Raw genomic sequence first — 14,780 nt, 5'->3', positions numbered from 1 at the left:
CGGCGATTGAGATATGTCACACATCAGGTTGTAGGACAACCGTATTGTTGAGTAACAGGCCGAGAGATTTTAATGCAGGTGACCGCCAAGCTACAGGAGAAATGCATCGCCGAGATCGCTGCGATCGTCGGTGCAGGTGGGATTCTCCGGGGTGCTGAAGTGGGCGCGCGCTACGGCCAGGATTGGTCCGGCGACAATGTCGGCATTCCGCTTGCCGTGGTTCGTCCGCGAACAACTGAGCAGGTCTCGCGCGTCGTGTCGCTTTGTGCTCGTGAGGGTTTCGTCGTGGTGCCCCAGGGAGGGCACACCGGGCTTGTCGGTGGCGCGGTTCCTTCGCAAACCGGCAACGAGATCGTGCTCAGCCTCGAATTGATGAATCGGATCGGCGAGCTCGATGAGCGTAACTTCAGCATGGTTGTACAGGCTGGCTGCGTGCTTGAGATGGTGCGCGATCATGCGGCAGAACGGGGCTTTGTCTTCCCGCTGGCGCTGGGATCGCAAGGCAGCTGCCAGATCGGCGGCGCTATTGCCACCAATGCCGGCGGCCTCAATGTCCTGCGCTATGGCATGATGCGCGATCTGGTGCTCGGCGTGGAGGTCGTGCTTCCCGACGGGCGTGTTTGGGATGGCCTTAAGGCGCTGCGCAAGGACAATACCGGCTACGACTTGAAGCAGCTCATCTTGGGTTCCGAAGGAACCATCGGCGTGGTGACCGCCGCGACACTCAAGCTGTTTCCCGCGCCCACGCAGGTCGAGACCGCTTTTGTCGCACTCGGCTCGGTAGCTGCCGTCATTGATCTTTTCTGCAGCGCGCGCCGTGAACTCAGTGATCTGCTGTCGGCCTTCGAGTTGCTGACACAGGATGGAATCGAGATTTCCGGTCGCCCCAGCCCGCTTGCAAGCAAGACACCGGTCTATGTGCTGATCGAGGTTTCGGCGAGCGGGTTGGTCGATGCTCGGGCGCTGCTGCAGCAATTCCTCGAACGGGCCTTGGAACTCGAGCTCATTGTCGATGGCTCGTTGGCTAGCAGCGGTTCGCAGGCGGCATCGTTCTGGCAGATTCGCGAAGAGATCATCGAGGCGCAGTTGCGTCGAGGAAGGCATCTGCGCACTGACGTCTCCATGCCGATTTCGGCCATCGAGCGTTTCATCCACAAGGCGGAAATTGCGATCAAGGAGATGTCGTCAGAGGCGATCGTGTTGGCCTATGGCCATATCGGTGACGGCAACCTGCACTTCAATGTCGTGCCGCCGCAGCTGTTGGACCACGACGGCAAGGTCGACTTCCTGCATCGCTGCGAGGAAGTGATATTTGCAATTGTCGACGACTTGAATGGTTCGATCAGCGCCGAGCATGGCGTCGGTCGCATCAAGCGTGAGGCGTTCCTGACGCGGATTTCGCCTGTCCATCTCGATATGCTCAAGGCGATCAAGGGGGCCTTCGATCCCAACGACATCATGAACCCAGGTCGCATGCTGGAGGAAACCGTTCGATGAAAATCAATACGCTCGACCGACCTGTCCGCCTTCCGGCGCGCATCGCCGATGCCTTGAAACAAGAGATCAGTGAGGGCCGCCTGCAACCCGGCGACCGCCTGCCGACCGAGCAATACCTGGCGGAAAATTTCGGCGTCAGCCGCAACGTCGTTCGCGAGGCGATCGCGCAGCTGCGCTCCTCGGGGATCGTCCAATCACGTCAGGGCGTTGGAACGGTGGTCTCGCACAATGAGATCGACAGGCCGTTCCATCTGGACATCGACGCCAATGGCGATCCGCTGCAGTTCCAGCATGTCTACGAGCTGCGTATGGGTATCGAAATGCAGGCCGCTGCTCTTGCCGCACAGCGTGGCGATGCCACCCAATTTGCCGCCATCTCCCGCACGCTCGATCGCATGCAGGAAGCGGAGAAATGGGAAGCGGAAGGCGTCGACCTCGACATCGAATTCCACCTTGCGGTAGCTGCGGCCTCGGGCAATCCGTTGATCGCCGAGGCCATTCATTTTCTCACCGGGAGAATGCGCGAGACGATCGTCGCCACGCGCGAGCGCTCCGGCGAGGTGATCGGCGAGGTCAAGCGGCTGACGATCAACGAACACGCGGCCATTTGCGAAGCGATCATGGCGCGTGATCCCGAAGCCGCACGGCAGGCTGTCGCCGCCCACATCACAAACGCCGCACACCGGCTCGGTTACGAGGTGTCGCGCGACAGCGAGAGCGGAGACCAATAGCTCGGCGCGCAGGTCGACAAGACAAGGAACGGCGGGCGCTTCCTGCGTTCGCAAATCCGTTCGGGAGGGGACGGGGTCGATGCAATCATTCTTAGGGAGAGACGATCATGGCAACGCTTAGAGAAAATGCATTCGTAAGGAGCAGTTCAGCGCTCGATATGTCCCGCCGCGGGTTTCTCGGAGGAGTGGCGGCTGCAGGTTTGTCGGTCGGGTCCTTCGGCCGGATTACCAAAGTCTATGCGCAGGCGTTCACCGGTGAGCTGCGCGTCCTGTGCGACTCGGCCAAGCGCGCTGCACTGCAGTCTGCCGTCGACAAGTTCGCCAAGCTGAACCCCAATCTCACCATCCGTCTCAACGGCGCCAGCGTTGACCAGCTAATGGCCACAGTGCGTATGCAGCTGTCGTCTGGCACGGCTCCCGACATCGTCCCGGTCTGGCCCGGCAGCGGTGTGCCGCTTTCGGTGCATCAGATCGCCCCAGGTGGCTTCCTCTCCGATCTCAGCGACCAGCCCTTCGCAGCGAATACACCCGGCTTCGCAAAGGACGTGATCGAGGTTGACGGCAAGCTCTACTGGTTTTCCAACCAGCCTTCGGTGATCGGGCCGATCGTCAATCTGCGCGTTTGGGAAAAGACCGGCCTGACCCAGCCCAAGACCTGGACTGAATTCCTCGATGGCTGCCAGAAACTGAAGGATATGGGCGTCGTGCCGATCGCGCTCGGCATTGGCACGCAGTGGATCACCCAGCTCATCAGCTACGCGCTGGTGGCAACGACTGTGTTTGCCGACAACCCTCGTTTTGCCGAGGAGATGAAGGAAGGCAAGGTCAGGTTCGTCGGCTCAGGCTGGGAAGAGGCGCTGACCAAATATCTGGAACTGGAAAAGCGCGGCTTCTTCAATCCGAACCCTACAGGCACGTCGTTCGAAGAGTCGCAGCAGCTCGTTGCTTCGGATCAGGCGGCTATGGCCGTCCATACCGCAGGCACCATGGCCGGCCTGGTCAAGGCGGCAGGACATCGCGACTTCGTCATGTGGCCGCTTCCTGGTCGCGACGAGGCCAAGCAGACCCAGGTCCCGGTCGGTATCACCAACGGTTACGGCGTCAGCGAAAGCTCCAAGAACAAGGACGCGGCCAAAGCCTTTCTCAATTTCATGAACGATCCGGAAGTCCAGGCCGACTGGGCCGAGATCACGCTTGTGCCGGTGTTCGGCATGCCTCCTGAGAGAACCGACCCGATCTACGCCGAGATCATGCAGTACGTGAACGATGGCCGGGGTGCGCTCTACATGGACAACAAGTGGCCCAACCCGCGTGTCCAGGAAGCGCATTTTGTCGGCATCCAGGATCTGTTCTCCGGCAAGGCCTCGATCAACGATGTCCTTGGCCGGATGGACGAAGCCTACAAATCAGCCTGACCAGTGACTGCCATCCTCCTTGGGGATCAATCTGTGACGACGAAGACGAGATGGACATGAACACTGGCATTGCAAATTTCCAGCCGCCACTTTGGCGGCGGATACTGGGCTGGGGTGGGGTAAACTTCCTGTTTATCCTGCCGGCTCTCGCCATCTATATCGGCGTCATCTTCCTGCCGATCCTGCGCGGTGTCGACTATGCCTTCACGGACTGGGATGGTCTGAGCCGGTCGGTAAATTATGTCGGCCTTGCCAATTTTGAACGCATGCTTGGTGACATTCAGGTTCGCGCGGCCATCGGCACCACGCTGATCATTGCGGCGGCACTGGTCGTCATCAAGGTGACACTTGGGCTGTTCCTCGCGCTGATCGTCGATGGCAACCTGAAGTCGCGCAACTACCTGCGCGTCGTCTTTTTCATGCCTGTCGTACTGACGCCGATCATTGTTTCATACATGTGGAAGTATATCTTCTCGAACCAGGGGCCGTTGAATACACTGCTCAATCTCGCCGGTTTCGAGAGCTTGCGCTGGCTTGGCGACCCGACGCTGGCGCTTGTCAGCGTTATCGTCGTCACCTCGTGGCAATCGGTCGGCCTTTCGATGGTGATCTTCCTCGCGGGCCTGCAAGCCGTGCCGCCGGAACTGAACGAAGCTGCCATGATCGACGGCGCGAGTCCCTGGCAACGCATCCGCTATGTGACGCTTCCCATGTTGGCACCCGCCATGACGGTCTGCGTCGTCATCGCGCTGATCCAGGGGTTGCGCTTTTTCGACCAGATCTACGCCTTGACGCGCGGTGGGCCTGGCTACGCCACCGAAACGCTTTCGACAATGATCTACCGCATCAGCTTTCAGTTCGGCGAATTCAGCTATGGCGCCGCGGTGGCGCTCGTCTTCTCGGTGATCGTCGCCGTGATCGTGCTGCCGGCCATGCATTTCCTGCGCAAGAGGGAGTTCGTCCATGGGTAAGGGGCGCTACACCAGCCGCACATTCGCGCTCGAGCTCGTCATGGTGATCGTCGCGATTGCTTTCATCTTCCCCATCTACCTGCTGGCCGCAATCTCTTTCAAGGAGCGCTCAACCTGGAGCAGGAGCCCGATGAGCTTGCCGCTCGAGCCGTATTTCGGCAATTTCGAGCGGGCGTGGAACGATGCTTATCTCGGTGACGCGCTGATCTCGAGCATCGTCGTGGTGACCGGCAGCCTGGCCATCTTGATTGCGGTCGGATCGTTCGCCGCTTATTTTCTTGCGCGCTCCCGACCAAAGATGGGTAGTGCCCTTTATGTCTTCTTCCTGCTGGCGATGATCCTGCCGTTCCAGCTCGGATTGCTGCCGCTTTATCAGATGATGCGTGACCTCGGACTGCTCGGCTCTCCTGTCAGCCTCATCCTGTTTCATGCGGGTTATCAGCTGCCATTCACGATTTTCCTTTACACTGGATACATCAGGGCACTGCCTCGGGCCTATGACGAGGCTGCCAAGATCGATGGCGCTTCCGATTTTCAGACCTTCCGGCACATCATCTTTCCGATGATCCGGCCAGTCACCGGAACGGTCCTGATCCTCAACTGCGTCTTCATCTGGAACGACTTCATGACGCCGCTGCTCTATCTGCAGGGCTCGTCCTGGGCAACGGTTCCAGTGGCGGTGGCGGCCTTCGTCGATCAAGAGATCACCGACTGGGGCATCGTTTTTGCCGCACTTCTGGTCGGCGTCGCGCCTGTCATGATCCTGTTTGCGGTTCTCCAGCGCCGGATGATGGAAGGTTTTGCCGGTGGCCTCAAGGCGTGACCGACAGGCCGTTGGCTTCGACCCTGCGGCAGAACTTAGATATCGAATCGAGAGGAAACGAGCATGTCCGAATTGAGGGCGGTCGATCTGCGCTGCGAACATCTGTTTGCGCCGCAAGGTCTCAACACACGCCAGCCGCGCCTGACCTGGGCGCTGGAAGGTGCTGGCCGGGGTCGGCGTCAAACAGCTTACCGCATCATTGCCGGGACCGACCGCGGCAAGGTTGCATTGGGTGAAGGCGCATGTTGGGATACCGGCAAGCTCGTGTCATCGGAAACGCTGCTGATCCCATATGCGGGCCGCGCGTTGCAGTCGGACGAGATCGTTTACTGGTCGGTACAGGTCTGGGACGAGGCCGACAACGCTTCTTCGTTCTGCGAGCCGGCTACCATCTATACCGGCCTGCTCGACCAGTCGGACTGGAACGCTCAGTGGATTTCGCGGGCATTGTTGCCGCCGGGCGGACGTTTTCCGCCGCAGGATACGATCTACGACAATCCTTATGCGGCACGGCCCGCCGATTACCACCGACGGGAGTTCACGCTCACGCGGCCCGTGCGCCGGGCAACGGCCTATGCAACGGCACTTGGCCTTTACGAGTTGCGCCTCAACGGCACGCGCCTTGGCGACCAGGTGCTTGCGCCGGGGTGGACCGACTATCACAGCCGTGTCGAATACCAGAGTTACGATGCCACGGCGTTGCTGAACAGCGGCGCGAATGCGATCGGAGCGATCGTCGGCGAAGGCTGGTACAGCGGTCGTGTCGCTCTGGATCAGAAACGCGCCGGCAGTCACTATGGCGTGCGCCCGGCGCTGCTTTGCCAGATCCACATCGAATTCGAAGATGGCACGAGCGAGATCATCGCCACCGATGCCTCGTGGCGATGCGGCAACGAGGCGATTGTCTACTCCGACCTGCTGCTCGGCGAGAAATATGACGCCCGTCTTGAGAAGCCGGGCTGGGATCGGGTTGGCTTCGACGACACCACCTGGTGGTCGTCCGAACAGATAGTGCCTCTGCCGCGCGCGCCGAAGCTCGATGCAACCCGTGGCGTGCCGACACGCAAGACGGTCGAGTTCGAGCCAAAATTCGTTCACAAGACGTCGTCGGGCAAACTGATCTTCGATCTTGGCCAGAACATCGCCGGCCACATGCGCCTTGAAATCGACGCCCCGCGCGACGCGACATTTGTGCTTCGCCACGGTGAGGCAATGCAGCCAGACGGCGAACTCTACACCGCCAATCTGCGCTGGGCGCTCGCTACCGACACCTATATCTCGAAGGGTGGCCACCAGGTTTTCGAACCGCGCTTTACCGTGCATGGCTTCCGATATGTCGAGGTGTCGGTGCCCGAAGGCTTTACGCCCGAGCAGTTGCATTTGACCGGTATTGCCGTCCATTCCGACATGCCGCTGGTCGGTTCGTTCGAATGCGGCAGCGAGATGCTCAATCAGCTGCAGTCCAACATTTTGTGGACGCAACGTGGCAATTTCCTCTCGGTGCCGACGGATTGCCCCCAGCGCGACGAGCGAATGGGTTGGTTGGGCGACGCGCAGGTGTTTTTCAACACCGCGACTTACAACATGGACACGTCCGCCTTCTTCACAAAATGGCTCGTTGATATCGCTGACGCCCAGACCGAAGAAGGGGCGTTCACCGACGTGGCACCTTCCGCCGTCTACACCCGCTTTGCTCCAAATCCGCCGCGCGGTGCACCCGGCTGGGGTGATGGTGGCGTCATTATCCCCTGGCGCATGTATGAGCGGTACGGCGATCTTGAGGTGTTGCAGCAGTATTATGTCGGCATGGTGCGGTGGCTCGATTTGATCGAGCGGAACAATCCGGATTTCATCCGCAACAATGCGGTCTACAGCAATTGGGGTGACTGGCTGTGCCTCGGCAATTTCACGCCGAAGAACGTCGTCGCCACAGCGTACTGGGCCCATATGGTCGAGATCATGGCCAAGGCAGCGCGGCTGATGGGCAAGCGACAGGACGAAGCGCGCTTCAATACCCTGTGGCGCGACATTCGCAGTGCGTTCCAAAAGGAGTTTGTCGGCGAGGATGCCAAGATTGCGGGGGATACACAGGCCGCATACCTCTTTGCGCTCGATTTCGATCTCTTCGAGGTGGCCGATCGCGAAAAGGCGGTTGGGCATCTATTGCGCACCATCCGCGAGGCCGGCGGGCACATCCAGACCGGCATCCACGGTATCCGCTACATCTGCCCTGTGCTGAGCGATTTCGGCGAGACCGAGACGGCTTACGAATTGCTGCTGAAGGACACCTATCCCTCTTGGGGCTTTTCGATCCGCAATGGTGCGACCACCATCTGGGAGCGCTGGGACGGATGGACGCCCGAACGCGGGTTCCAAAGTGTCAACATGAATTCGCTCAACCACTATGCGCTGGGGGCGATTGGCGAGTTCATGTATGCACGTGTTGCAGGCATCGATGTCGAGCCCGGCGGGGCCGGCGGGCGTCGCATTCGCCTGCGTCCAATGCCGAACGCCGAGCTTGGATGGTGCCGCGCCTCATACCGGGCGCATGTCGGGCAAATCGTGAGCGAATGGCGTTGCAAACCCGACACTGTCGAGTGGACGGTCACCGTGCCTGCCAATTGCACGGCGCTGGTCGAACTGCCCCGACATTTCGTGGATGTTCGTCTCGATGGCGCGGCGTTGTCGGCTTCGGGGATTGCCCAGTCCAGGAATTCCGACGGCGGCGTCTGCTTCGAGATCAGCTCGGGCGATTATGTGTTTTCGTTGATCGCACACTGACGCTGGGCGCTACAACAAGGAGAGTTCTGAATGAAACTGTTGCGCTATGGGCCAGCCGGCAAGGAGCGGCCGGGTATCCTGGACGACGCTGGACGAATTCGCGATCTTGGCGCGATCGTAGCAGATATCGATGGTGACGCGCTTTCGCCGGCAGCGCTGGATAAAATACGAGCGGTGGATGTGGATACCCTGCCACTGGTCGATGGCGCGCCTCGGATCGGACCATGCGTTGGCAAGATAGGCAAATTCATCTGCATCGGACTCAACTACGCTGATCACGCAGCGGAATCCGGGCTGCCGATCCCGGCCGAACCGATCATCTTCATCAAGGTCAACAGCGCCATTTGTGGTCCGAACGATACGGTCCGCATCCCGCGCGGCTCGGTGAAGACCGACTGGGAAGTGGAGCTCGGCGTCGTCATCGGCAAGCCAGCAAAATATGTGTCCGAGGCCGACGCGCTTGCGCATGTCGCCGGCTACTGCGTCATCAACGATGTCTCAGAGCGTGAGTATCAGATCGAGCGCGGGGGCACATGGGACAAGGGCAAGGGCTGTGACACCTTCGGCCCGATCGGACCGTGGATTGTCACCGCCGACGAGGTGGCCGATCCACAGAACTTGCGCATGTGGCTTGAGGTTGACGGCAAGCGCTATCAGGATGGATCGACCAGGACGATGATCTTTGGCGTGGCAAAGTTGGTCAGCTATGTCAGCCAGTTCATGTCCCTTCAGTCCGGTGACGTCATTTCCACCGGCACGCCGCCCGGTGTCGGCATGGGTCAGAAGCCGCCGCATTATTTGCAGGAGGGCAACGTCATGAAGCTTGGCATCGAGGGACTGGGCACCCAGACCCAGCGCGTCGAGGTCGACAGTTGAACACCTGACGCGAATTGTGGACGCCGATCACCACTCGGCGAACGAACCGTCGGCGTGGCGCCAGATCGGGTTGCGCCAGCGGTGGCCTTCCTTGGCGCGCTCCTTGACGTAGTCTTCGTCGACATCGACCCCAAGACCGGGGCCATCGGGGATCGCGACATAGCCGTCCTCGTAGCGGAAGACGTCCTTGTTCTTGGCGTAGTCGAGCAGGTCGTTGGCCTTGTTGTAGTGCAGGCCCAGGCTCTGTTCCTGGATGAAGGCGTTGTAGGTCACCGCGTCGAGCTGGAGGCAGGCGGCGAGCGCGATCGGCCCGAGAGGGCAGTGGGGCGCCACGGCAACGTCATAGGCCTCGGCCATGGCCGCGATCTTGCGGCATTCGGTGATGCCGCCGGCGTGTGACAGGTCGGGCTGGATGATGTCGACCACGCCTTCCTGAAGCACGCTCTTGAAGTCCCAGCGGCTGTAGAGCCTTTCGCCCAATGCGATAGGAGTCGACGAAAGAGCGGCGATCTCCTTCAGCGCTTCGCGGTTTTCGCTGAGCACCGGCTCTTCGATGAACATCAGCCGGTACGGCTCCAGTTCCTTGACCAGAGCCCGCGCCATCGGCCGGTGGACACGGCCGTGGAAGTCGACAGCGATGCCGATGTGCTTGCCCACCGCCTCGCGCACCATGGCGACGCGCTCGACCGCCGCATCGATCTTGTCGTGGCTGTCGACGATCTGGAGTTCTTCGGTGCCGTTCATCTTTAGCGCGGTAAAGCCGCGGGAGACGACTTCCCGGGCGCCATCAGCCACTTCCGAAGGCCGGTCGCCGCCGATCCAGGAATAGACCTTGATGCGGTCGCGGCAGCGGCCGCCCAGAAGCTCGTGCACCGGAACGCCGAGCGCTCGGCCCTTGATGTCCCACAGCGCCTGGTCGACGCCGGCCAGCGCGCTCATCAGGATCGCACCGCCGCGATAAAAGCCGCCGCGATACATGACGTTCCAGTGATCTTCGATCAGCCTCGGATCCTTGCCGATCAGATAGTCGGCGAGTTCGTGCACCGCTGCTTCGACAGTATGAGCGCGGCCTTCGACGACGGGCTCGCCCCAGCCGCTTACGCCTTCGTCGGTCTCGATCTTGAGAAACAGCCAACGTGGCGGAACGATGTAGGTCTTGAACGCTGTGATCTTCATGGTGTCGGCCCCAAATGCGTGCGCCCGTTCAGTCTCGTATTCTCTGGGTCTTGGCCTTTTCCAGATCGCGGGCGGCCAGGTCCAGTATCTCGTTGGCGGCCTTGCGCGCCGCCATGCCGTCGCGCATCCGCAGCGCCTCGACGACGCCGTAATGTACCTTGACGGCCTCGTCGCGCCGGTCGACGGAGTTGGCAGTCGCTTCAAGGGCAAATGTCAGCGCCGTCTCGATCAGGCCGCCGATCTGGCGGAAGATCGGATTGTGGCAGGCGCCGTAGAGAACCTGGTGGAAGGCGGCGTCCGAACGGGCGAAGCTTGCAACATCGCTGCCGGCTGCCTCCATGCCTTTCCAGGCCATTTCCAGATCGGCAATTTCGTGCAGGGAAGCGTGCTTGGCGGCAAGCTCCGCCACCAGCGGCTCGATGGCGCGGCGCGTCTCAAGGATGGAATCGAACAGCTTCGGATCCAGCGTGTTCGGTGCGTGCCATTCCAGCACCTGGGGGTCGATGATGTTCCAGTTTTCCCTGTCGCAGACGACGGTGCCAATACGTGAACGGCTGAGCACCAGGCCCTTGGCGGCCAGCATCTTCAGCGCCTCGCGTATGACGGTGCGGCTGACGCCGTGTTCGGCGCCAAGGTCGTTTTCGCTCGGCAGGTTGGCGCCGGTCGGATAGCGGCCGGACAGGATGTCGGAGGCGATGGCCCGCACCACGTCTGGCATGACGCGCGGACGACGCGCCTTTGCGGCGGTGCCGATCGTATCAGCCTTGGCGCTGTCCATGCATTTCTCCCCCTGGCGTGTTGTCGTTCTTATGTGGGCTCCACATGCCGGACAATCCTGCCTCACGACAAATGCCGAGCCACTCCTCCGGAAAGGAAGCTATCTCATTCATCATACCAAGGCAATTGACTGGTATGATGAATGAAGCTAGCTTTTGTCATCCGGGCTGCCTGCCCGGCGCGTTTTTGGGAGGAAACCATGCGATTGTTGAATAAGGCGCTCGTTGCGGGCGCCCTTGCGGTCCTGTCTGTCACCACCATTGCTTCTGCCTATGCGCAGGAGACCAAGATCGGCTTCATCGTGAAGCAGCCCGAGGAACCCTGGTTCCAGGACGAATGGAAGTTCGCCGACCAGGCCGCCAAGGAAAAGGGCTTCACCCTGGTCAAGATCGGCGCCGAGGACGGCGAGAAGCTGATGTCGGCGATCGACAATCTCGGCGCCCAGGGCGCTCAGGGTTTCATCGTCTGCACCCCCGATGTGAAGCTTGGACCTGGCATCGTTGCCAAGGCTGCGGCCAACAACCTCAAGCTGATGACCGTCGACGACCGACTGGTCAGCGCTGACGGCAAGCCCATCGAGGACGTGCCGCATATGGGCATCTCCGCGACCAAGATCGGCGAAGCAGTCGGCCAGGCCATCGTCGACGAGATGAAGGCGCGCGGCTGGAAGGCCGACGAAGTCGGCGCGATCCGCGTCTCCTACGACCAGCTTCCGACCGCCGTCGACCGTGTCGAAGGCGCGATCTCCGTGCTGAAGGCGAACGGCTTCAAGGCCGAGAATATCTTCGATGCGCCGCAGGCCAAGACCGACACGGAAGCAGCGCTCAACGCCGCGACCGTCGTGCTCAACAAGAACGCCAACATCAAGAAATGGGTCGCCTTCGGCCTCAATGACGAGGCGGTTCTGGGTGCTGTGCGTGCGTCGGAAAGCGTCGGCATCCCGGCTGACGGCGTGATCGGCGTCGGAATTGGCGGCGCGGACTCGGCCATCAACGAGTTCAAGAAGCCGACGGCCACCGGTTTCATCGGCTCGGTGATCATCTCGCCGAAGCGCCACGGCTACGAGACCGCGCTCAACATGTATGACTGGGTCGCCAACAACAAGGAGCCGGAGAAGCTGATCCTGACCGCCGGTGCGCTTGCCAAGCGCGACGACTTCCAGAAGGTCCGGGCAGAACTCGGCATTCAATAAGCCGTATCATTGAACGGTGTCTGGCGGCGGGTCATGATCCGCCGCCAGACATTTCGGAGGACCGTCAATGTCGTTTCTCGAATTTTCCAGCATCTCGAAAGCCTATCCCGGCGTTCAGGCCCTGTCGGACGTGTCGTTCGGCGTCGAAAAAGGTGCTGTCCATGGTCTGATGGGCGAAAACGGCGCCGGCAAGTCGACGCTGATACGTATCCTGTCGGGCGACCAGCATGCCAATCTGGGCGACATCAGCATCGACGGCGAGATCCAGAAATACACATCGACCCGCGATGCCTTTCACGCCGGCGTCATCGTCATCCACCAGGAGCTGCAGCTCGTCCCCGAATTGACGGTTGCCGAGAATTTGCGGCTTGGCCGCTTCCCGGCCAATGCCGGCGTCGTCCAGGCGCGGCAGATGTTCGCCGAAGTCGGTGAGAAACTGAAATCCGCCGGCATCGACATCGATCCCCGGCGCAAGGTCAAGACGCTGTCGATCGGCGAACGCCAGATGGTCGAGATCGCCAAGGCGATCATGCTCGACGCCAGGGTGATCGCGCTCGACGAGCCGACCTCGTCGCTGTCGTCGCGTGAAAGCGAAATCCTGTTTGCCCTGATCGAGCGCCTGCGCGCCGACGGCAAGGTCATCCTCTACATTTCGCACCGGCTCGACGAGGTGTTCCGCCTCTGTGATAGCCTGACAGTGCTGCGCGACGGCAAGCTCGCTGCTCATCACCCGAGCCTCAGGGATGTCACCCGCGAGCAGGTCGTGGCCGAGATGGTCGGCCGCGAGATTTCCAACGTGTGGGGCTGGCGGCCGCGAGAAACGGGCAAGGTGCGGCTGAAGGCTGACGGTATCGCCGGTGAGAAGCTGCCTGTAGCAGCCAGCTTTGAAGCGCGTGCCGGCGAGATCGTCGGCTTCTTTGGTCTCATTGGTGCAGGCCGCTCGGAGCTGATGCGCCTGGTATATGGCGCGGATGCCCGTCGTGGTGGCGCGATCGTGATCGATGGCCAGAATATCGAAGTAGCTGATCCGCGACAGGCGATCCGCGCCGGCATCGTGCTTTGCTCGGAAGACCGCAAGCATGACGGCATTATCCAGGGCCGCTCGCTCGAGGAAAACATCAACATCTCCTCGCGGCGCCATCACACCCGCTTTGGCATCCTCAATCCGCGCAAGGAGATCGAGGTCGCCGAGACCTTCCTCAAGAAGCTCAAGGTGCGCACGCCCTCGCGCAAGCAGGACATCGTCAACCTCTCCGGCGGTAACCAGCAGAAGGTCATTCTCGGCCGTTGGCTTTCGGAGCAGGGCATTCGCGTGCTGATCGTCGATGAGCCGACGCGCGGCATCGATGTCGGGGCGAAATCCGAGATCTACGAGATCCTCTACCAGTTGGCCGAGGACGGTATGGCGATCATTGTCGTTTCGAGCGAACTGCCCGAGGTGATGGGCATCTGCGACCGCATCCTCGTCATGTGCGGCGGGCGCATTTCCGCGCATCTCGACCGCGACCAGTTCAGCGAGCGCGCCATTCTGGCGGCAGCGCTTCCCGATAAAAAAACGCCAGACGCAATCGCATCCTAGAGGGACGGAGCATGACAAATTCTTTGAAGAAGGTACTGCTCGGCGATCAGGGACTTGTCGTGCTTTTTGTGCTGGCCTTCGCACTGGTGTCGATCTTCGTTCCGAATTTCCTCACCGAGCGCAACATGCTCGGCCTGCTGCAGTCGGTGGTCACCGTCGGCATCGTTGCCTGCACCATGATGTTTTGCCTGGCGGCGCGCGACTTCGACCTGTCGGTCGGTTCCATCGTCGCCTTTGCCGGCATGGTTGCGGTCATGGCGTCGAACGCGACAGGCTCGATCATCATAGGCATCCTGGCTGCGGTTCTCTGCGGCGGGATGGTCGGCCTGATCAACGGCGTCGTCATCGCCAAGTTCCGCATCAACGCGCTGATCACCACGCTTGCGACCATGCAGATCGTGCGCGGTCTTGCCCTGATCGCATCCGACGGCCGCGCGGTCGGCATCAACGATCCCAACTTCTATCAGCTGGCGCTGTCCAAGCTGCTCGGTGTACCGACCCCGATCTGGGTGCTTCTGATCCTGTTCGTCATCTTCGGCTTTGTGCTCAACCGCACGGTCTTCGGCAAAAACACCTTAGCCATCGGTGGCAATCCGGAGGCGTCGCGTCTCGCCGGCGTCAATGTCGATCGCACCCGCATCTGGATCTTCACGTTGCAGGGCATGGTCTGCGCCATCGCCGGCATCCTGCTTGCCTCGCGCATCACCTCCGGCCAGCCCAACGCCGCTGTCGGGCTTGAGCTTTCGGTCATCTCGGCCTGCGTGCTCGGCGGCGTGTCGCTGGCTGGCGGACGGGCTGCAATTGCTGGCGTCATCGTCGGCGTGATGATCATGGGCATCGCCGAAAACGTCATGAACCTGCTCAACATCCCGGCCTTCTATCAATACATCGTCCGTGGCGTGATCCTGCTGCTCGCCGTGCTGCTCGATAATCTCAGGTCGAACGCGCTCGGACGGCGCTAA

The 14,780-nt window shown here is 61.0% G+C and carries 12 protein-coding genes; 10 read left to right on the top strand and 2 right to left on the bottom strand.

Going from position 1 to position 14,780, the window contains the following annotated elements:
* Positions 1 to 72 precede the first annotated feature (72 nt).
* The 7 genes from AC1RTB_RS15040 to AC1RTB_RS15010 all read left to right on the top strand — a co-directional run bounded on the left by AC1RTB_RS15040 (position 73) and on the right by AC1RTB_RS15010 (position 9,094).
* Entirely contained in the window at positions 73 to 1,497 is a 1,425-nt protein-coding gene (locus AC1RTB_RS15040) for an FAD-binding oxidoreductase (RefSeq protein WP_492881187.1), read from the top strand.
* On the top strand, positions 1,494 to 2,228 hold the full coding sequence (locus tag AC1RTB_RS15035; protein WP_492881188.1) for a FadR/GntR family transcriptional regulator: 735 nt from the start codon (positions 1,494 to 1,496) through the stop codon (positions 2,226 to 2,228). The genes AC1RTB_RS15040 and AC1RTB_RS15035 overlap by 4 nt, the downstream gene beginning before the upstream one ends.
* 107 nt (positions 2,229 to 2,335) lie before the next feature.
* Positions 2,336 to 3,643 (top strand): ABC transporter substrate-binding protein, encoded by a 1,308-nt coding sequence (locus AC1RTB_RS15030; RefSeq protein WP_492881189.1) that lies wholly within the window; start codon positions 2,336 to 2,338, stop codon positions 3,641 to 3,643.
* A gap of 56 nt (positions 3,644 to 3,699) precedes the next feature.
* A complete protein-coding gene (locus tag AC1RTB_RS15025) occupies positions 3,700 to 4,614 on the top strand; it encodes a carbohydrate ABC transporter permease (protein WP_492881190.1) in 915 nt (304 codons plus the stop codon).
* Entirely contained in the window at positions 4,607 to 5,437 is an 831-nt protein-coding gene (locus AC1RTB_RS15020; protein WP_492881191.1) for a carbohydrate ABC transporter permease, read from the top strand. Before AC1RTB_RS15025 ends, AC1RTB_RS15020 begins: the two co-directional genes overlap by 8 nt.
* A 63-nt stretch (positions 5,438 to 5,500) precedes the next feature.
* Positions 5,501 to 8,218 carry a family 78 glycoside hydrolase catalytic domain gene (locus AC1RTB_RS15015; protein ID WP_492881192.1) on the top strand — a complete coding sequence of 906 codons (2,718 nt, stop codon included), beginning with the start codon at positions 5,501 to 5,503 and terminating at the stop codon, positions 8,216 to 8,218.
* A 30-nt stretch (positions 8,219 to 8,248) separates the two neighbouring features.
* Positions 8,249 to 9,094, top strand: a complete 846-nt coding sequence (locus tag AC1RTB_RS15010; protein WP_492881193.1) for a fumarylacetoacetate hydrolase family protein — start codon at positions 8,249 to 8,251, stop codon at positions 9,092 to 9,094.
* 27 nt (positions 9,095 to 9,121) lie between these two features.
* Here AC1RTB_RS15010 and dgoD read toward each other — a convergent pair whose 3' ends face one another.
* Positions 9,122 to 10,270 (bottom strand): galactonate dehydratase, encoded by a 1,149-nt coding sequence (gene dgoD / locus AC1RTB_RS15005; RefSeq protein WP_492881194.1) that lies wholly within the window; start codon positions 10,268 to 10,270, stop codon positions 9,122 to 9,124.
* Positions 10,271 to 10,298: 28 nt separating this feature from the next.
* Positions 10,299 to 11,048 carry a FadR/GntR family transcriptional regulator gene (locus AC1RTB_RS15000; protein WP_492881195.1) on the bottom strand — a complete coding sequence of 250 codons (750 nt, stop codon included), beginning with the start codon at positions 11,046 to 11,048 and terminating at the stop codon, positions 10,299 to 10,301.
* 198 nt (positions 11,049 to 11,246) lie between these two features.
* Between AC1RTB_RS15000 and AC1RTB_RS14995 the strand changes: the two genes are divergently transcribed.
* The 3 genes from AC1RTB_RS14995 to araH all read left to right on the top strand — a co-directional run bounded on the left by AC1RTB_RS14995 (position 11,247) and on the right by araH (position 14,780).
* Positions 11,247 to 12,239: an arabinose ABC transporter substrate-binding protein gene (locus AC1RTB_RS14995; RefSeq protein ID WP_492881196.1), complete on the top strand. Its 993-nt coding sequence runs from the start codon at positions 11,247 to 11,249 to the stop codon at positions 12,237 to 12,239.
* 67 nt (positions 12,240 to 12,306) lie between these two features.
* A complete protein-coding gene (araG, locus tag AC1RTB_RS14990; protein WP_492881197.1) occupies positions 12,307 to 13,818 on the top strand; it encodes an L-arabinose ABC transporter ATP-binding protein AraG in 1,512 nt (503 codons plus the stop codon).
* Positions 13,819 to 13,829: 11 nt separating this feature from the next.
* A complete protein-coding gene (gene araH, locus AC1RTB_RS14985) occupies positions 13,830 to 14,780 on the top strand; it encodes an L-arabinose ABC transporter permease AraH (RefSeq protein ID WP_492881198.1) in 951 nt (316 codons plus the stop codon).

The sequence above is a fragment of the Aminobacter sp. GW821-FHT11F06 genome, from assembly GCF_058808215.1.
The sequence above is the reverse complement of the archived record's forward strand: the minus strand, read 5'-3'. Positions and strand labels throughout refer to the sequence as shown.

Bases quoted from the DNA above. Each gene is read 5' to 3' on its own strand.
- AC1RTB_RS14995 (WP_492881196.1), top strand. From the start codon at position 11,247: ATGCGATTGTTGAATAAGGCGCTCGTTGCGGGCGCCCTTGCGGTCCTG.
- araG (WP_492881197.1), top strand. From the start codon at position 12,307: ATGTCGTTTCTCGAATTTTCCAGCATCTCGAAAGCCTATCCCGGCGTT.
- AC1RTB_RS15025 (WP_492881190.1), top strand. From the start codon at position 3,700: ATGAACACTGGCATTGCAAATTTCCAGCCGCCACTTTGGCGGCGGATA.
- araH (WP_492881198.1), top strand. From the start codon at position 13,830: ATGACAAATTCTTTGAAGAAGGTACTGCTCGGCGATCAGGGACTTGTC.
- AC1RTB_RS15035 (WP_492881188.1), top strand. From the start codon at position 1,494: ATGAAAATCAATACGCTCGACCGACCTGTCCGCCTTCCGGCGCGCATC.
- AC1RTB_RS15010 (WP_492881193.1), top strand. From the start codon at position 8,249: ATGAAACTGTTGCGCTATGGGCCAGCCGGCAAGGAGCGGCCGGGTATC.
- AC1RTB_RS15000 (WP_492881195.1), bottom strand. From the start codon at position 11,048: ATGGACAGCGCCAAGGCTGATACGATCGGCACCGCCGCAAAGGCGCGT.
- AC1RTB_RS15040 (WP_492881187.1), top strand. From the start codon at position 73: ATGCAGGTGACCGCCAAGCTACAGGAGAAATGCATCGCCGAGATCGCT.
- AC1RTB_RS15015 (WP_492881192.1), top strand. From the start codon at position 5,501: ATGTCCGAATTGAGGGCGGTCGATCTGCGCTGCGAACATCTGTTTGCG.
- AC1RTB_RS15030 (WP_492881189.1), top strand. From the start codon at position 2,336: ATGGCAACGCTTAGAGAAAATGCATTCGTAAGGAGCAGTTCAGCGCTC.
- AC1RTB_RS15020 (WP_492881191.1), top strand. From the start codon at position 4,607: ATGGGTAAGGGGCGCTACACCAGCCGCACATTCGCGCTCGAGCTCGTC.
- dgoD (WP_492881194.1), bottom strand. From the start codon at position 10,270: ATGAAGATCACAGCGTTCAAGACCTACATCGTTCCGCCACGTTGGCTG.